The 17,176-nt window shown below is 71.6% G+C and carries 17 protein-coding genes; 10 read left to right on the top strand and 7 right to left on the bottom strand.

Annotated elements, in window-relative coordinates:
• The first annotated feature begins 137 nt into the window (after positions 1-137).
• The 3 genes from ABT158_RS44170 (at position 138) to ABT158_RS44160 (ending at position 3,066) form a co-directional block, all read left to right on the top strand.
• On the top strand, positions 138-1,100 hold the full coding sequence (locus ABT158_RS44170; RefSeq protein ID WP_352364241.1) for an ankyrin repeat domain-containing protein: 963 nt from the start codon (positions 138-140) through the stop codon (positions 1,098-1,100).
• Between the two features lie 136 nt (positions 1,101-1,236).
• Complete coding sequence (locus tag ABT158_RS44165) at positions 1,237-2,100, top strand: alpha/beta fold hydrolase (protein WP_352364239.1); 864 nt, start codon at positions 1,237-1,239, stop codon at positions 2,098-2,100.
• A 258-nt stretch (positions 2,101-2,358) separates the two neighbouring features.
• Positions 2,359-3,066, top strand: a complete 708-nt coding sequence (locus tag ABT158_RS44160; RefSeq protein ID WP_352364237.1) for a hypothetical protein — start codon at positions 2,359-2,361, stop codon at positions 3,064-3,066.
• A gap of 41 nt (positions 3,067-3,107) precedes the next feature.
• On the opposite strand, the gene ABT158_RS44155 is transcribed toward ABT158_RS44160, so the two are convergent.
• Positions 3,108-3,902, bottom strand: a complete 795-nt coding sequence (locus ABT158_RS44155; RefSeq protein WP_352364235.1) for a hypothetical protein — start codon at positions 3,900-3,902, stop codon at positions 3,108-3,110.
• A gap of 144 nt (positions 3,903-4,046) precedes the next feature.
• Between ABT158_RS44155 and ABT158_RS44150 the strand changes: the two genes are divergently transcribed.
• Positions 4,047-4,793 carry a hypothetical protein gene (locus ABT158_RS44150; RefSeq protein WP_352364233.1) on the top strand — a complete coding sequence of 249 codons (747 nt, stop codon included), beginning with the start codon at positions 4,047-4,049 and terminating at the stop codon, positions 4,791-4,793.
• Between the two features lie 87 nt (positions 4,794-4,880).
• Here ABT158_RS44150 and ABT158_RS44145 read toward each other — a convergent pair whose 3' ends face one another.
• Positions 4,881-5,171 (bottom strand): antibiotic biosynthesis monooxygenase, encoded by a 291-nt coding sequence (locus ABT158_RS44145; protein WP_352364231.1) that lies wholly within the window; start codon positions 5,169-5,171, stop codon positions 4,881-4,883.
• 426 nt (positions 5,172-5,597) lie between these two features.
• On the opposite strand from ABT158_RS44145, the gene ABT158_RS44140 reads away from it, so the two are divergent.
• Together ABT158_RS44140 and ABT158_RS44135 are read left to right on the top strand one after the other, a co-directional pair.
• Positions 5,598-6,071 (top strand): RNA polymerase sigma factor, encoded by a 474-nt coding sequence (locus ABT158_RS44140; protein WP_352364229.1) that lies wholly within the window; start codon positions 5,598-5,600, stop codon positions 6,069-6,071.
• A 72-nt stretch (positions 6,072-6,143) separates the two neighbouring features.
• Complete coding sequence (locus ABT158_RS44135) at positions 6,144-6,554, top strand: DUF2871 domain-containing protein (protein ID WP_352364227.1); 411 nt, start codon at positions 6,144-6,146, stop codon at positions 6,552-6,554.
• Positions 6,555-6,616: 62 nt separating this feature from the next.
• Here the strand turns inward: ABT158_RS44135 and ABT158_RS44130 are convergent, their stop codons facing one another.
• The 3 genes from ABT158_RS44130 to ABT158_RS44120 are packed head-to-tail and all read right to left on the bottom strand — an operon-like array spanning position 6,617 to position 9,298.
• Entirely contained in the window at positions 6,617-7,099 is a 483-nt protein-coding gene (locus ABT158_RS44130; protein WP_352364225.1) for a GerMN domain-containing protein, read from the bottom strand.
• On the bottom strand, positions 7,096-8,616 hold the full coding sequence (locus tag ABT158_RS44125; RefSeq protein WP_352364223.1) for an ATP-binding protein: 1,521 nt from the start codon (positions 8,614-8,616) through the stop codon (positions 7,096-7,098). The genes ABT158_RS44130 and ABT158_RS44125 overlap by 4 nt, the downstream gene beginning before the upstream one ends.
• A gap of 7 nt (positions 8,617-8,623) precedes the next feature.
• Positions 8,624-9,298, bottom strand: a complete 675-nt coding sequence (locus tag ABT158_RS44120) for a response regulator (protein ID WP_352364221.1) — start codon at positions 9,296-9,298, stop codon at positions 8,624-8,626.
• Positions 9,299-9,489: 191 nt separating this feature from the next.
• On the opposite strand from ABT158_RS44120, the gene vanY-N reads away from it, so the two are divergent.
• Complete coding sequence (vanY-N, locus tag ABT158_RS44115; RefSeq protein WP_352364219.1) at positions 9,490-10,062, top strand: D,D-peptidase/D,D-carboxypeptidase VanY-N; 573 nt, start codon at positions 9,490-9,492, stop codon at positions 10,060-10,062.
• Positions 10,063-10,117: 55 nt separating this feature from the next.
• On the opposite strand, the gene ABT158_RS44110 is transcribed toward vanY-N, so the two are convergent.
• Positions 10,118-10,948: a right-handed parallel beta-helix repeat-containing protein gene (locus ABT158_RS44110; RefSeq protein WP_352364217.1), complete on the bottom strand. Its 831-nt coding sequence runs from the start codon at positions 10,946-10,948 to the stop codon at positions 10,118-10,120.
• 435 nt (positions 10,949-11,383) lie between these two features.
• Here ABT158_RS44110 and ABT158_RS44105 point away from each other — a divergent pair, with 435 nt between their 5' ends.
• Positions 11,384-14,638, top strand: coding sequence for an ATP-binding protein (locus tag ABT158_RS44105; RefSeq protein WP_352364215.1), 3,255 nt, complete (start codon positions 11,384-11,386; stop codon positions 14,636-14,638).
• Here the strand turns inward: ABT158_RS44105 and ABT158_RS44100 are convergent.
• Positions 14,625-15,332, bottom strand: coding sequence for an MBL fold metallo-hydrolase (locus ABT158_RS44100; RefSeq protein ID WP_352364213.1), 708 nt, complete (start codon positions 15,330-15,332; stop codon positions 14,625-14,627). The two genes, ABT158_RS44105 and ABT158_RS44100, sit on opposite strands and share 14 nt — an antisense overlap.
• Positions 15,333-15,568: 236 nt before the next feature.
• Here ABT158_RS44100 and ABT158_RS44095 point away from each other — a divergent pair, with 236 nt between their 5' ends.
• Both ABT158_RS44095 and ABT158_RS44090 read left to right on the top strand, forming a co-directional pair.
• A complete protein-coding gene (locus tag ABT158_RS44095) occupies positions 15,569-16,540 on the top strand; it encodes an ArsR/SmtB family transcription factor (RefSeq protein WP_352364211.1) in 972 nt (323 codons plus the stop codon).
• A gap of 129 nt (positions 16,541-16,669) precedes the next feature.
• On the top strand, positions 16,670-17,134 hold the full coding sequence (locus ABT158_RS44090; protein WP_352364209.1) for a hypothetical protein: 465 nt from the start codon (positions 16,670-16,672) through the stop codon (positions 17,132-17,134).
• Positions 17,135-17,176 lie beyond the last annotated feature (42 nt).

Genomic DNA, 17,176 nt, shown 5'->3' with positions numbered 1-17,176 from the left:
GGGGCGCCGGGGACAAGGGGTTGCCTGTGCGGGCGTCCCGGAGGTGTGGCCGTCTGGATGATCTTCGAAAATTGTCCGTGCCCTGCGCCATGCTGACACCCGCTCGTCTCCGCATAACGGATCTTGAAGGAGCTGTCATGACCGCACAGGAAACCCCCGGCTGGTCCGATCTGGGGTGGGACTCCTGGACGAACCTCGCCCTGGCCCGCGCCAGGCTGGCCGCGGGCGCCGACCCCGACGAAGGCGCGTGCTTCTACGAGCGTCCCCTGCACGTCGCGGCCGAGCGCGGTTCGCCGGAGGTGGTCGCCGAGCTGGCCGGCCGGGTCGCCGACGTCGACGCCGAGTGCGAGGGCCGCACCGCGCTCTGGGAGGCGGTCTTCCGCGACCGGCCGGACAACGCCCGTGCGCTGGTCTCCGCCGGAGCCGACCCGTGGCGGCCGATGATGGGCGGCTGGTCGCCCGGCCGGCTCAGCCTGGCCGGTCCGACGCCCGGCCTGTTCTTCCCGTTCCCGCCCGGCCACGCCCGGCTCACCGAGGCCGAGACGGCGGCCGTGGCGGAGGCCGCGCGCCTGGTCGGCGTCCTGGAGGGCCTCGACGGCGACGGTTTCAGCCTGACGTGCGTGCGCGGTGTCGGGGCGGCCGAGGCGGCGCGCCTGCTGGCCGCCGAACCCGCCACGGAGGAGGAGCTCGAAGAGGTCGAGGAGGATCCGTTCGACGACGACGCCATGCGGTTCGTCGGCGTCACCGACGTGCCCGGCGGCTGCGTCGTCTTCCAGGAGTGGGGGTACATGGCCGCCACGCCCGGCGTCATGAAGGCGCTGTCGGCGGGCACGGTCGCCTACGGCATGTACGCCAATCCCAAGAGCGGCAACCAGGGCACGGTCTACCGCGACGGCGAGGTCGAGGAATGGGACACCCATCCGGGCGGCGGCGACGCCTCCCCGGAGGACCCGCCGGAGGAGATCCTGCGCAAGTACCTGTACGACGGGTGCGCCGAGGCGTACTGCTTCGCCGGCGCGGGGCTGCGCCCAGCCGACGCCCGCTCGCTCACGGAACCGAACACGTACCTGCGGCTGCCCGACGGCGACCACTGGGACTGAGCATTCTCCTGCCGGGTGCCGGTGCCAGCGTTCCGCCAGCCGGGTGACAGCCCCGGCGGCCAGGCTGCTGTCTCCACCAACGTGAAGGCAGGGCTTGATGGGCGGCGAGAAGTCGACGCGGTGGCGAAGCGCGGACGTGACCTCGAAGGACGGCACGACGATCGCCGTGCTCAGCGCGGGGCGGGGGCCTGGGCTGCTGGTGATCCCCGGGAACAACCGGCGCGCCCACCACTACGGGGCGCTGGCGCGAGCACTGTCCGGCACGCACAGCGTGCACGTGATCGAACGGCGCGGACGCGGCGGCAGCGGCCCGCAGGGCCCGGCGTACAGCGTGGACACCGAGGTCGACGACGCGCTGGCCGTCATGGACCGCACGGGCGCGCGCCTGGTCTTCGGGCACAGCTACGGCGGTCTCGTCGCCCTGCACCTGGGGTTGCGGCGCAGGGTGGCCGCGCTCATGGTCTACGAGCCGGGCGTGAGCATCGACGGCTCCTTCCCCGCCCGGTGGCTGCCGGCGTTCGAGCGGCTGCTGGCGCAGGGCAGGCATGCCGCGGCGATGGCGGCCTTCCTCAAGGCCACCCGCCTGGTTCCGGTCGGCGACGCGCCCTCACTGGTGTTCCGCGCGCTGGCGTTCCTGATGCTGCGCGGCGTGGAGGGGCGCGACACACGGGCGATGATGGCGACCACCCCCGCCGAGATCGGCGAGATCGTCCGCCTGGACTCCGACGGCGCCAGGTACGCCGGTGTCGGCTCCCCGGCGTTGCTGTTCGGCGGCGACAGGTCCCCCGGTTACCTCACCGATGTGCCGGCTCGCCTGGCCCGCCTCATGCCCGACGCCCGGCACGAGATCATCGCCGGGCTCGACCACAACGCCCCCGACCTGAACGCCCCCGAGGTCGTCGCCGAACGGATCCGGGACTTCACGCGGTCGCGGGTCCCGGGTCCGGAGGGAACGATTTCGCCGAGCGATGCTCCTGAGCCATGGCATTCCGACAACTGAATCTTGCCGGTCACCGGGAATGCGGTTTCGGTGTGGCGTCGATGAGTGATTCGTGGCAAGTGTAAACATCGTACCGGTCCAGATGCCCTGATCGGCGTGCGGAAGGGCCGCATTCCGGTCTATGGGTTCGGATAGCGACTACGGGCTGCATTCCGAAAGGAACGGTACATGTTCTCACCCAAAATACGAGCAAATGCCCTCAGCAACCCCACCCGGCCGACGGCGCCTCGTCTTGGGCGGACCATGACACGAGGGGCCGTGCGCGGCTCGCTCTCGACGGCCCTCGTCCTGGCCATGATCCCCGCCGTGGCCCCGGCCGCGCACGCGGACGGCGACGGGCGGTGCGACCCGCACACCTTCCTCAAAATCCGTTCGCTCTCGCCGAGAAACTTCTTCATTCCCCGCACCCGCTACATTGACGGCCCCGGCGGCACCATCACGGTGACGGTGACCCGGGAATACGAGGTGAGGGCGTTCCGGGAGACGGAGAACGAGCAGCAGTTCTCGATCACGACCGGAGATCTGGTGCGCAATCTACGCAAGATGGGCGTGCCGCATCTCGAAGAGCGGCATATGGTCTTCAGCGGCCATGAATACAGCCGGACTATCACTAAAGGGATGTACGGCAATATGTGGTACCGCGTTTTCGGCTACCGCATCGGCTGGTCGGCTTGGTCGGTCCTCGGCACCTGCAAGCAGTTCGAGGTCGGCTCGGGGATAGCCAGCGTGCCGGCCAGGGTGGAGGGCTGGCGGTACTGGGAGACCAGGCACCCCAAGTTCCGGGGCCGCATCCTGTCCATCGACGGCGGGAATCCAGGCGACGACAAGGGAACAGGGTCGGGGGCGGCGCGGCCGCTGCCCCGGCAGTGGCAGGGTCCGGCGCTGTCGCCCCTGGCTGTGCCGTCGTTGCCGCGGGAGACCCCCGCGGCCAACAGGACCGAGAGGACCAGGCAGCGCAGACGCTGAGCCCCGGTTCACAGGCCCCGTTTCACCGGCCCGCCCCGAGCTCAGGCCTCCGGCGTGGCCTCGGGGGCCGGTCGGGCCGGTCGGGCCGGTCGGTGGGGCGGGGCGGCGAGGTCGTGGGCGGAGCGGGCCAGCCAGATCATCATCAGGACGCTCGACACCACGCCGAGCGCCTCGACCGCGCCTTCCTCGCCGGTGAACGGCAACGCCGCCAGCAGCAGGACCAGCGGCGTCACCAGGCCGGCGACGCCGTACGCGACGGTCGCCGTCCCCCAGCGGTCGTCGGAGCCCTGGGCCCGCAGGACCAGCGCCGTCCAGACCAGACCGGCCAGGGCGCAGACCAGCTCCACCCCCTCCGGGACGGGCTGTCCGAGGAGGCCGAGCACGCCGATGACGGTGAACCCGCCGTACCCCAGCAGCCCGGCGCCCCGCATGTACGGCCGGGCGCGGCCCAGTACCCGCATGAACAGCACCACGAGCACGCACGTCACCGCGGAGTCGACCACCGTCGTGTCGGCCCACATCGACGCGGTGAGGTGGAGCAGGAACGCCGTGGCCACCGAGACGTACAACGCCAGGCGCAACCGCAGGGTGTCGGGGTTCTGCGGGGGCGGCGGCCCCGCGGGCGGCCCGCGCAGGATCTGCCAGATCCCCCAGGACCAGGACAGGCCGGCCAGGACCAGGAGGAACAGGTTCGGCCCGGTGGCCGTGACGCCTTCGGCCGGGGCCGAGAACAGCGTCAGCCCCCACAACGGGCCGAGCTCACCGGAGACCAGGGCGACGACGGCGGCGACCGTCAGCGCGGCACCGTACAGAACGGTGAGAAGCAGGGCGGGCACGGCCGAACGGTGACGACGTAACACAGGACGCTTCCCGAAAGGGGAGGGGGACGAATGCCTCACTCTATAATTGATCATGAGAAGTGACGCCAGACGGCGGGCGCGCCGCGCGCCACGATCCCCCCACTGACGAAAGGCGCGAACGTGACGTCCGCCCCCACCATCGGTGACGACTGGGAGTCGTCGCTGAGGCAGGCCTTCGGCGTCCTGCTGGGCCATCCGCTCTCCGGCTTCGACCCCGAGGCCGAGTACGCGGCCTGCTACAGCGGCAACTGGCTCGACGAGTCGGGGTTCAACAGGGATCCGGCGTGGCTGGAGCCGGCCGCCCTCGCCGGCCGCGCGACGATCTCCAGCGAGCACCTGCTGCTGCTCGACGAGGTCGGCTACCCCGAGCTGCGGTTCGACCCGAGCCGGTCGGTGTTCGAGATCGACGCCGCGGCGGGGTTGCCGGCCGGCTTCGGGGACGAGCTGGCGGCCGTCAAGCTCGCCGGTTCCGACCGCTGGCCCCAGGTCGGCGGCGCCGAGCTGGTGCGCCTGACGGCCCGCCACGGGGTCGGCCCGCCGGCCGGGGCCTGGTCCGTGACGAGCGCCACCATCGCCTCGGACGGCACGCTCCTCGACGCCCTCCGGGTCGCCACCGGCATCGGCGACGGCTTCGACAGCCTGGTGCCGTACGAAGGGGGCGACCCGGAGACGGCGGCGGCCGTCGCGGCAGTGCAGCACGCCGGGCTCCGGGCGCACCTGCGCGCGTTCTGCGACCCCGGCTCCGACGAGCTGGCCCTGTGCCGTCAGGACATGCGCACGGCCAGGGAAGAGGTCGGCGCGCTGGTGGCCCGGTGGGAGGGCGCCGTGGACCAGTACGAGATCACCGTCCGGCGGGTCGGCCCCTGACCGGTCACCCGCCGCCCGGCCCTCCGGCCCGGGCGGCGGGCCCCAGGCGCCGTCCCCGGCCCGCGGCCTCGGGGCCGGGGTGGGTCGTCAGAGCTCGGCCAGGACCTCGATGTCCTGCGCCGTGACGTCGCGGACCACCTCGAACGCCGCGACGGCCGCGGGGGTGCCGGGCGCGGCCTGACGGGCCGCCTGCAGGGCGGCGGCCGAGTTCCAGCGCCAGACGCCGACCCACGTGTCGTCGTCCAGGCGGCCGAGGCGGGCCTCGGTGAGGCCGGGCTCGGTGGCTCTGATGGCGGTGACCAGGGCGGCGTGCCGGGCCTGAACCTCCTCGGCGTCCGCGGGGTCGGCCTGGAAGCGGGTGAGGCTGATGACCGTCATGGCTGGACCTTCTCTCTGGAGTTGACTTCTAGTGACTGAATCTAGAGATAGACTCTAGCCATGGGCGATGTCAAGCGGCCGAACAAGCGGGCCTTGCTCAAGGAGCTGGTCGACGCCACGATCGCGGGCGGCGACCCGGAGGTGGCTGCGCTGTGGCCGGACGACGTCGATCCCCGCTACGTCGTCATAAGGAGTTCGGCACGTTCGAACCCGACATGCGGCATCTCACCGTCGAGTCCGCCGCCTCGGACGACGGCCGTCTCGTCGCCAGAGCCCGCAGCCGATACGGCATGCGCGCCCGGTTCGACGTCGACCTGCGGCCGGGGTGGTGCTGGATGCAGAGCCGGTTCCTGCTCGTCGGCCTGGCCGCGACCGCCGTGCCGGAGGGGACGCTGGTCGCGCAGACGGGCGGGGTGCGCGGCCCGGGTGCTGGCCGCCCAGCGGGGCGACACGATGGCCATGAACGACCTGCTCGCCGAGCTGACGCCGTACCTGGGCCGGATCTGCGGGCCCATCGCGTTGGACAGTGGGCCGGATGCCGTGCAGGAGGCCCTGATCGCGATCTTCCGGCATCTGCGTGACCTGCGCGAACCCGAGGCCCTGCTCGGCTGGGCGCGGGCGATAGCCGTGCGCGAGGCCGTCCGGATCGCCCGGCGCGACGGGCGTTCCAGCCCGGCGGAACTGGCCGGCGTGCCCTCGCCGCACGACGTCGAGCGGGCCGTGGACGTCCGGGACGTGCTGGAACGCCTGTCGCCGGAGCATCGGGCGGTGCTGGTGCTGCGCGACCTGGAGGGGGTGCCGGAGGACGTCGCGGCGCGGATGTTGCGGGTGCCGTCGGGCACGGTCAAGTCCCGGCTGCACCGGGCCCGGGCGAGCTTCCGCCGGGCCTGGCAGGGCTGAGCCCGTCCGGCGGCGGGACGTCGGGGGAGTGCCGGTACGAATGGTGGCAAACGACCCTCTAAGGTCTCAACCGTGAGAAAGATCTACCATGCGGCGCACATCTATATGATCGTCGGCGTCATCACCGGCCTCTACTATCGCGAGATCACCAAGCTCAACGACTTCACCGGCGACACCCAGCTCGGTGTGGTGCACACCCACCTGCTCGCTCTCGGCATGCTGTTCTTCCTGATCGTGCTGGTGCTGGAGAAGGTGTTCACGCTGAGCGCCGGCGGCAAGCTGTTCACCTGGTTCTTCTGGGTCTACAACGGCGGCCTGGCGCTGACCGTGGCGATGATGCTGGTGCACGGCACCCAGACGGTGCTGGGCGCCGAGACCAGCCCGGCGATCACCGGGATGGCGGGGCTGGGGCACATCGTGCTGACGGTCGGGCTGATCCTGTTCTTCGTCAACCTCGGCAAGCGCATCCCCGCCAAGAGCTGACCGCAGTCACGTCCCGCCGCCGTTCGCCTGCCGGTTGCTCAGGCCGTCCGGGACGGCGGCGGTCAGGCCGGGCAGTCGCGGGGGTCGACGCTCGTGCGCGCCCCCGCGACGGAGATGCGGGCGGGGCTGCCCGGCAACGCGGCGGCCGTGCACACGATCTGCTGCACGGCCAGCGGAGACAGGTCGCCGCCCGGAGCGGACGCGGTCAGCACCATGCGGCCGCTCGCCTTGACGGTCACCAGGAAGGGATCGGCCTCCGGCGGCACCTCGGTGCTGAGCCCGCGCGCCCGCTCCTCCTCGGTGGGCCCGGCCGCCAGCAGCGCGAGCCTCTCGGTCCGGAACAGCGGGCGGGCGCTCGGCCGCGTCACGGCACTGAGCCGCCCGTCCTGCACCAGGTAGAGGATGATCGTCGTGGTCAGCGCGACCGGCCCCTTCGGCGGCTCGCCGACGGCGATGACGTCACTGGGACGCACGCCGCAGCCCGCCACGGCGACCAGCGCCGCCAGACCTGTGGCGAGCGCGCGGCGGGGGAGTGCGGCCCTCACTCGGCTGCTCCGTCCTGCTCGGGGGCCCTGCGTGGCAGGCGCAGCGTGAAGACGGCGCCGCCGTCGGGGGCGTTGGCGACGGTGAGGTCGCCCCGGTGCAGGCGCGCGTTCTCCAGCGCGATGGCCAGGCCCAGGCCGCTGCCCTCGGACCTGGCCCGCGCCGCGCTGGCCTTGTAGAACCGGTCGAACGCGTGCGGCAGCACCGCCTCGTCCAGCCCCGGACCGTGGTCGCGGACCTCGACAGTGATCCACTGCGGGTCGGCCGACAACCGCACCGACACCGGCGGCTCGCCGTGCCGCAGGGCGTTGCCGACCAGGTTGGCCAGGATGACGTCCACGCGGCGCGGGTCCAGCCTCGCCGTCACCGAGGCGGGAAGCTCGGTGCGCACCGCGTCCGACCAGCCCCGGACGCGCAGGGTCGCGGGCACCAGCTCGGCCACGTCCACCTCGTTCAGCGACAGGGCCGCGACGCCGGAGTCGAACCTGCTGATCTCGATGAGGTCGTTCACCAGCGCGGTCAGGTTGAGCGTCTCCTGGCTGACCAGCTTGGCCGCCCGGCCGGCGGCGTCGGGCAGCTCGGCCGCCTCGTCGTCGAGGACCTCGGCGACGGCGGCGAGCGCGGCCAGGGGAGTGCGCAGCTCGTGCGAGACGTCGGCCACGAAGCGGCGGGCGTCGGCCTCCATCGCCCGCAGCTGCATGACGTGCCGTTCCAGCTCGGCGGCGGTCTCGTTGAAGGTACGCGCCACATCGGCCAGCTCGTCGGAGCCGCGGACCGTGACCCTGGTCCGCAGCTCGCCCTCGCCCAGCAGGCGGGCCGCCCGGCCGAGCTCGCGCACCGGGCGCAGCACGCTGCGGGTGGCCAGCAACGCCACGACCACCGCGAACGCCATGGCCGCCCCGCCGCTGAGCCAGGCGCGGGTGGCGAGCCAGTCGATGCTGCGCTGCTCGGGAAGCAGACTGCGCGTGGTGTAGACCTCGATGCCGGACACCCGCCACCGGTCCCCCTCGGAGATCAGCAACGGCGCGCCGATGATCAGGAAGGGCCTGCCGTCCCGCACCACCCGCTGCCACGCCATCTCGCCGTCGGCCACTGTCCTGCGCAGGCTCACGGAGAGGGCCTGGGGCCTCAGGTCCTCGGCCTCCAGGGCCGGCGCGTTCTCGTCGTGCCCCCCGCTGCCCGGCGGCGGGTTCCGCAGCAGGCCGGGCGCCCGGTCGGACGGCGGGCCGGCCTGCGCGTACAGCCCGCGGTAGACGGCCAGCGCGTAGCTGTCCCGTTCGGCCATGGTGGCGGCGATCCTGCCGAGCTCGGTCCGGTCCGGAGCCGGGGTGCGCAGCGGGAAGAGCGTCTCCAGGCGCGCTCTCGTCGCCTGCAGCGCGGCGTCCTGGGCCCGCTGCAGGATGTCGGTGCGGGCCTGCACGTAGAGCCCGCCGGTCACCGCCGCCGTGGTGACCACGCACAGCAGCGCGAAGGCGAACAACAGCCGGGCACGCAGCCCCGGGCTCGGCACAGGCGTCACCGCCGGTTCACACCGGCCCGAACCGGTAACCGAACCCCCGCACCGTCTGCACGTAGACGGGGGACGCCGAGTCGTCCTCGATCTTCGCGCGCAGCCGCTGCACGCACGCGTCCACCAGCCGCGAGTCGCCGAAGTACCCGTGCTCCCACACCGAGTCCAGCAGCTGCTGGCGGCTGTGCACCCGGCCCGGCGTGCCCGAGAGCTCCAGCAGCAGGCGCAGCTCGGCCGGGGTGAGCCCGATCGTGGCGCCGCGCTTGGTGACCACCAGCCCGGCCCGATCGATGGTCAGCTCGCCGTGCCGCTCCAGTTCCGCCTGGTCGCGGCCGATCCGCCGGAGCACGGCGCGAATACGCGCTTCGAGCACCCTGGGCTGCACCGGTTTGACCACGTAGTCGTCGGCGCCCGCCTCCAGCCCCGCCACCACGTCGATGTCGTCGCCGCGCGCGGTCAGCATGATGATCGGCACCTCGCCGACGGCCCGGATGCGGCGGCAGACCTCGAACCCGTTCATGCCGGGCAACATCAGGTCGAGCACGACGACGTCGGGACGGTCGGCGCGCAGCCGCTCCAGCCCCTCCTCGCCGGACTCCACGGCGCCCACCCGATGCCCGTGCCGGGTCAGGGCCAGCTCAAGGCCCTCCCGCACGGCCGGGTCGTCCTCGATCAACAACACTCGCGACACGCCGCCGAGTACCACAGCACGCTCCGTAATCTCGCTCGCCGGTCAACTCCGTCCACTGTCGGCCGGTGATGTCCCCGTCTTGTCAGCGCCATGTCATCGTTGTGTCACGGTGGTGCCGGGGTGGCGGCCGTCGACAAACGGTGACATTCGGCAGACGACCCACTCACATTCGGCGCCAATCGTAGTTCGTCATGAACGAACCACGCACCATCCCAGCTCGGCCCCGAGATCGGCTGTTCGCCGTGGTGACGCTGGTGCTCGCCGTGCTCCTAGTGCCCGCGGCGCTCGTCCGCCACCCGGGCCGGGCCCGCGAGCTGGCCTGCCAGTGGGCGTTACGGATGCGGTTCCCCGCCGAGGACCTGACCGGGCTCACCGACGACGCCCTGGCGGCGTTCACCGCGGCGCGCACCGAGGCGCTGTGGCGCCACGGCCAGCTCCTCGGCCTCACCTCGGGATACCGCGATCCGCTCGTGCAGCTCCGGATGTTCGAGGAAGAGGTGCGCCGCACCGGCTCCCCGGCCCTGGCGCGCATGCTCGTCCTGCCGCCGACGGAGTCCAACCACGTCAAGGGCATCGCCCTGGACGTACGTCCGCACGAAGGCGCACGCTGGCTGGAGGAGCACGGCGCCCGCTACGACCTCTACCGCATGTTCGACAACGAGTGGTGGCACTTCGAGCACCACCCGGAGTACGGCGGCACGCCCCCGCGCCGACGGCCCCACCCCGGCGTCGGTCACGCGCAGGAGAACAGGCGCCGGACCTGACCCGGGCGCGCTCGCTGGTGACCTCGGTCGGCCCTGGGCTACCGGGCCGGTGGTCTCACCAGCAGGTCAGGTCGGGGTTGGGGGTGGGGCCACAGGGGCCCTGGTTGCCGCCGCCGTCGGCGACCGTGCCCGGGGGCGCCCAGATGAGGTGGCCGGCGTTGCCGCTGCCGACGTTGTTCCGCAAGGTGACCGGCGGGCTCAGAGTCGCGCGGGAGCTCAGGTGGATGCCGCCCTGGACCGTGTGCCCCTGGGCGTCGACCAGGCCGCTGGGGTGGAGGCCGTTGCGAACGAACACGTTGTCGGAGACGGGGTCCGGGCCGGCCCGGTCAGGCCCCCACGGGTTGTCCACGAGGATGCCGACGGTCTTGTTGCCGCTGAAGACGTTCCTGCGCACGATGATGTGCCGCAGCATGGAGCTGGCGGACAGGCCGACGTCGTTGCCGGTGAACGCGTTGTCCTCGATGATGTTCGCGTCCTGCGGCAGGAAGGTCTCCGCGGCGCCGAGCCCCGCTGTGGCCGAGTTCCTGAAGACGTTGGCCTGCACGAGGTTGCGGCGGCTGTCGTTCGACAGGCCCATGGGGAAGGCGTCGAAGACGTTGCGGGTGAAGGTGCCCCGGTCGGTCGCGCTGACCGTGAGGCTCCCGCCGGTGAGCGTGCTGTTGCGGATCGCCGAGCCGGTGCTGCGCACCATGACGGTCTGCTTGGTCACCGTGCACCGGTCGATCGTGATCAGCCCGTCTATCAGCCGCAGACCGGACAGCAGGCAGGCGTCCTGACGCGTGCCGGTGAAGGTGATCGTGCCGGGCCAGGCGTCGATGGGCGCCGCGAGGAGCCGCACGTCCGTGGCCGTGACGTCGGTGCGCGCCATGCCGGGTGTTCTTGGCATGGCGTTCTCCTGTCCGTCCGGGATGGGGTGGTCGTGATCAGAAGCATGCGCGCGATCAACTGGGCGGAGGAGTCACTCGATCACGACCGGCGGGCGGGAAAACTGTGGCCGTCGCACGTGTAACGAGCCCCTGCCCAGGCCATGCCGGATGTGATCTACATTGTAAAGGCGGTGGGTCGGTGCAAAAATCCCACCCCTGACAAAGGCACGGGCTTCGCCCGTACTCATCAACCGGAAACGCGTTCGAGCTAGTTCGCCCGGAACACGTTGTACGGGTCCCGGGCCCGCGCGGTCTGTCGGGTTTCGCGGAGATCAGTAGTCCGGTGGTCGTGACGAGCGTGTCCTGGGCGCGTTGCTTGGCCGGTTCAGCCTGCCCCTGGGTATTGGGAAGGGATTTGGAGGTCATTCGGAACGTCCGCATACGATGTGCAGATCATGGTTTTCATCCGGGTTCTGGGCGCTCTCGCGGCTCAGGTCGGCGGCGAGCCGGTTCCCTTGGGCGGGCCGCGGCAGCGGGGTGTGCTGGCGTTGCTGGTGGCGGCGCGCGGTCAGGTGGTGTCGGTCGATCGGCTGATCGAGGATCTGTGGGGTGGGGAGCCGCCTGCTCGGGCGTTGTTGTCGTTGCAGGCGTACGTGTCGAATCTGCGGCGGTTGCTGGAGCCTGGGCGTCCGCCGCGTTCGCCGGCTCGGTTGCTGGTGAGTGCGGCGCCGGGTTATGCGTTGCGGTTGCCGTCGGAGGCGGTGGACGCTTGGCGGTTCGAGGGGTTGCTGGATCGGGCGCGTGCGGATGGTGACGCGGGCGTCGCGCGGGCTCTGCTCGGTGAGGCGCTGGGGTTGTGGCTGGGGCCGGCGTTCGCCGAGGTGGCGGACGAGCCGTGGGCGGCGGCCGAGACGGCGCGGTTGAACGAGCTGCGTTCGGTGGCCGCGGAGCTGCATGTGGCGGCGGGTCTGCGTGTGGGTGATCCCGCTGTGGTGGTGGCCGAGGCCGAGCGGCTCACTCGTGAGGAGCCGCTTCGTGAGGAGGGCTGGCGGTTGCACGCGTTGGCGTTGTGGAGCAGCGGCCGTCAGGCGGACGCGCTGGCGACGCTGCGCCGTGCTCGCGGCATTCTGGCGGAGGAGTTGGGGCTTGATCCCGGTCCTGAGCTGGTGGCGTTGGAGGAGGCGATTCTCAACCGGCGCATGGAGGTTCTGCGTGCGACTGTGCCTTCGCCGGTTTCGCCGGTTTCGCCGGCAGCGCCGCTCCCGTCGGTGCCCGCTCCTGGGGGAACGGGTTCGGTGGTCGGGGCGTCGTTCGTCGGGCGTGAGGCGCAGCTGTCGGCGCTGGTCTCGGCGGCTGCGGAGGCCGTGACCGATGGTGTCCGGGTCGCGTGTGTCACCGGTGAGGCGGGGCTCGGCAAGTCGACGTTGCTGGATCATTTCGGCCGGCGGCTGGAACGTGAGGGGTGGCTGGTGGCCGTCGGCCGCTGTCCGGAGGTTGAGGGTGCGCCGCCCGCGTGGGCGTGGACCGAGGTGCTGGGTGCTGTTGCCGCGTCCGCGTCTGCGGGTGAGTTCGCGCGCGATCTGGCGCCGTTGCTGGCTGATGCGGGGCCGGTGGAGGTTGACGCCACTGCTGGACGGTTCCGTCTGCGGCGGGCCGTGTGGCGGTGGCTTGCGGAGGTCGCCTCGGAGCGTCCGGTCGCGGTTGTGCTGGATGACCTGCATGGGGCGGATGCCGCCACGCTGGAGCTGCTTGGTGGTTGTCTGGGGTTGCGGGCGCCGATCTTGGTGGTGGTGGCGTACCGTGCGGACGAGGGTGGGCGTCTGGGTGAGACGTTGGCTTCTCTGGCGCGGGTGGCGCCTGTGCGGGTGGCGTTGCCGGGGTTGGACGAGGAGGCCGTGGCGCGGCTGGTGCGGGCTGAGTGCGAGGCCGATGACGAGACGGTCGCGGGGATCGCGGAGCGTACCGGTGGCAATCCGTTCTATGTGCGGGAGAGTGCCCGGTTGCTGAGCGGTGAGGGTGCGCTGGTGGCGTTGTCGGAGGTGCCCGAAGGGGTTCGGGACGTGCTGCGTCGTCGGCTCGCGCGTCTGCCGGAGGGTGGGGTGTCGGTTTTGCGGCTGGCCGCGGTGGCGGGCCGGGAGAGTTCGGTGGACGTCCTGGTCAAGGCCGCTGACGTCGATGAGGACGGGGTGTTGGATGCGCTGGACGCGGGTGTCATCGCCGGGCTCCTGGACGAGCCGCGCCCTGGCCTGGTTCGTTTCGTGCACGCCCTGGTGAGGGACACGCTGCTCGCCGATCTGAGCAGGTTGCGTGCCACCCGGATGCATGCCCGGATCGGCGCCGCTCTTGAGGGGAGCGATGACGTCGCGGCGCTGGCCCATCATTTCGCGCGGGCGGGGTCGCCGAAGGCTGTGGGCTACTGTGTGCGGGCGGCCGAGCTTGCCGAGGCGCGTTACGCCCATGATGTGGCGGCCGGTCTCCTGGCCGACGCGGTGGCTCATGCGGCTGGGCCGGAGGAACGCGTGGAGTTGCTGGGCAGGTTGTTGCGGGCGCAGATCCGGGCGGGGGCCGTGGCTGCGGCGCGTGAGACGCGGCGTGCGGCTGTGGAGTACGCGGAGTCCTTGGGGCGCGAGGATCTGATGATCGCGGCGTTCACGGCGTGGACGGAGCCGACGCCGTGGCAAGCTCGTACGTACGGCACGGTGGATCGGCCTGTGGTCGATCGCCTGAGTCGGTTGTTGAAGGGTGAGCTGGTTCCTTCGGTGCGGTCGCGGCTGTTGTCGGCGTATGCGCAGGAGTTGGTCGGCGAGGATGATCCGTCGGTGGTGGAGGCGGCGCGGGAGGCGCTCGATCTGGCCACGGAACCCCGGTTGCGGGCGGCGGCTTTGGAGATCCTGGCTGAGGTTCTGGGTGATGCGGGGCTGTGCCGGGAGCTGGTGGAGATCGGGGTCGAGCACGACCTGCCGGTTTATCGTGTCTCGGGGCTGCTCAATCATGCCGGTGTCGCCGCTGCGGCCAATGATCCTGTGACGATGCGTCGGGTGATCGGGGAGGCTCTGGAGCTTGCGCGCGCGTATCGGATGCGTGAGGCGATCGCCGTCGCGGAGATCACGTTGGCGGGTCTGGCGCTCATCGAGGGCCGGTTCGCCGATGCCGAGGCTCTTTTTGTGGAGGCGGGGGAGGGGATGCGGCGGATCGGGTCGGTGCACGCGACGGGTTTTGTTCAGCTGGCGTTGGCCACGATCTGGCTGAACGAGGGCACGCTGGGTGGGCATCTGGAGGAGGTGCGTGCGCTGCACGCCGTGCTGGGTTCCATGACGTCGGATCTGCTGGCGCTGGCGTTGCACGCCAATGGGTTGGATGCCGAGGCCCGGGAGGTTCGCACGCCGCCTGGCCCGATTCGTCGGGATTTCTTCTTCACGTTCCTCACCTCGTTGCGCGCGATGGCCGTCGTGGCCTTGGGTGACCGGGATGCCGCCGAGGAGGTCTACGAGGTGCTGCTCGTGCACCGTGACGGTCCTCCGGCGGGTGCGGAGAGTCTGTCGATGGCGCTGCGCCCGGTGGCTCACACCCTTGGTGAGCTGGCTGTCTTCCTGGGCCGTCCTGGGGCCGCCGCTCACTTCGCCCGGGCCGCCGTCGTCGCGGAGCGGTGGAACGCCCCGCATTGGGCTGCCGAGGCCCGGTCGCGGGCGGCCGCTGTCAGCTCTTTCTGACGGCTTGGCTCACCTGGGCTGGTGAGGTGCGCCAGGGGGCGCCGTGGCCGGGGAGCACCCAGGAGGCGGACAGTCCGGCGAGCCGGTCGAGGGAGGACAGGGCGGTGGCGGGGTCGTCGGTGAAGGGGGCGGGTTGGGGGCCTTCGCGTCCGGTGAGGACGTGGCGGGTGGTCAGCGCGTCGCCGACGAAGATCGCGTCGGCGAGGGGTACGTGGACCGCGACGCTGCCCGGTGAGTGTCCCGGCATGCCGACGATCATCGGCTTGCCGGGCAGGTCCAGGACGTCGCCGTCGGCGATCTCGGTGACTTCGCGGACGTAGCGGGTGCGCAGGCCGTTCTTGCGCAGGGAGTAGGCGAAGAAGCCGAGGGTCGGGCCGAGGCGCATGGGGCCGAGTGCGGTTTTGGGCTTGTCTCCGGTGCGGGTGCGGTCGGCGTCGCCGGCGTGCACGAAGACGGGGACGCCGTGTTCGCTGCGCAGGCGTTCGGCGAAGCCGATGTGGTCGGAGTCGCCGTGGGTCAGGACGAGTCCGCGGATGTCGTCGGCGGTTTTGCCCAGGGTGCGGAGTTCGGCTTGCAGGTCCTGCCAGTGGCCGGGGAGTCCCGCGTCGATGAGGGTGATCCCTTCGTCGGTGTCGACGAGGTAGCAGGCCACGACGTCGTTGCCGAGGCGGTGCAGGTGCGGTGCGAGCTTCATGTGTTTCCCCAGGGGGTTCGGGTTGGGGCGACGCCTTCGACTGCGGGGCGTTGCTCCGTTATGAGAGCAATGCTCTCGCAGATACGTGCTCCAGGTCAAGAGCACTGCTCTCCTTTCGTGCTGTGCGTACAGGCCGGCCGAGTCCCTACCCGGACGGCCCGATCTGACGACAACGCGCCCGCCGGGGAGGCGGTCTCCTTGGCTGGAGGGAGCCGGCTCGGTGAGAATCCATCGTCATGATCCGTGTGCACTTCTCCGACGCCGACCTGCGCAAGATCACGTTCGCCCCGGCCCCCAACGCCTTGTGGGAGACGGTGCTGAGTGTGCGCCTCCTGCTCGGCGCGCCGACGAGCAGGAGCTGGACGCGGCCCGCAGTGCGCCGGCTGTTGCGGCAGGTGGGAGGAAGCCTGGCCGAGCGGGCCGGGGTGCTGGCCCCTCTGGTCCCGCCGCGGAGTTCGGTGCCGGCGTTCCTGCTCCAGCCGGACGCCGGTGACTTCGCCGCCGGCGTCGAGCTGGCCAGTCGCACGCCGAGCTCCTACCTGGAGGTCGACCTGGGCGCTTTGTCGCCCGCCCAGCGGGCGGGGCGCTGGGCGCGGGAACTGGCCGGCGGCAGCCGCGGGGCGCGCCAGACCCTCGCCGACGACCTGCGCAGCTTCTTCGGCTCGTCGGTGGAGCCCTTGTGGTCGCAGATCCAGGCGGAGGCCGGCGCCGACCGGGCCCTGCGCTCGGAGACCCTGCTGCGCGGCGGGGTGGACGCCCTGCTGGCCACGCTGCACCCCGGGTGCCGTTGGCGGCCGCCGACCCTGCACATCCCGGTCGACGGCGATCACGACATCGCGCTGCGCGGGCAGGGGCTGCTGCTGATCCCGTCCTACTTCGCGCCCCGCCCGATGGTGATGGACCGGCCGGACGCGCCCACGGTGCTGGTGTACCCGATCTGCGCCACGGGCCGCTCCGCCGGCGCGGACGACGTGCTGGTGCCTCTGCTGGGCCGTACCCGTGCGGCGGTGCTGGCCACGTTGCGCAGCCCGGCCACCACCACGGTCGTGGCCGAACGCGTCGGTGTCTCCCTCGGCTCGGCCAGCCAGCACACCACGGTCCTGCGCAACGCCGGGCTCGTCTCGACCGTCCGTACGGGCAGCTCGGTCCTGCACACCCTGACGCCGCTCGGCCAGGCCCTCCTGAACGGCTCCCCGCACGCCGGCTGACGGCGACGCCGCCTGGCCGGATGATCGTCGCGAGCCGGTTCAACGTGCGCTCAACGCATTCTCAACACCTGCGGTCATACCTTCGCGTTCGAGCAGAACACCTGATTCGACCTCGAAAGGCAGGCGCTGATGCGTCCCACGAGAACCGCCCTCGCCCTCGCGGCCACCGTCTCCAGCCTGGCCGTGCTGACGGCCGCTCCCGCCGTCGCCGCGCCGGCCGCGCGCAGCCAGGTCACGTCCCAGGCGAGCACCGCCGAGGCCAGGACCGCCCTGGCGAGCTGGCACACCCTGCGGCACGAGGCGCTGGGCCCGTACAAGGGATATTTCTCGACCGCGGAGTGGAAGCGGCCCTCGGGCGTGCGCGTGATGCAGGTCAAGGCCCGCTGCTGGGGCAACGACACGGGGATCAAGGTCGACCTGTGGTTCCTGCGCCGCTGGGGCGGTGGCGAGAAGGTCGCCAAGTCCGGCAGGTGGCGCTGCAACGGCAAGTACGGCATCGTCCGCATCAGCAACGCCGGCCACTCGCAGTACTGGGCGACCTTCTCCCTCGACAAGAAGCACACGGTCGAGTACTGGGTGCAGTACTACAAGTGAACTCCGCCGGAGCGCGTGAGCTCACGGGTCGCGGTCGCCTCT

The sequence above is a fragment of the Nonomuraea sp. NPDC001636 genome, assembly GCF_040298265.1.
Classification (GTDB): Bacteria; Actinomycetota; Actinomycetes; order Streptosporangiales; family Streptosporangiaceae; genus Nonomuraea.
This window is presented reverse-complemented; position numbering and strand designations above follow the sequence as displayed.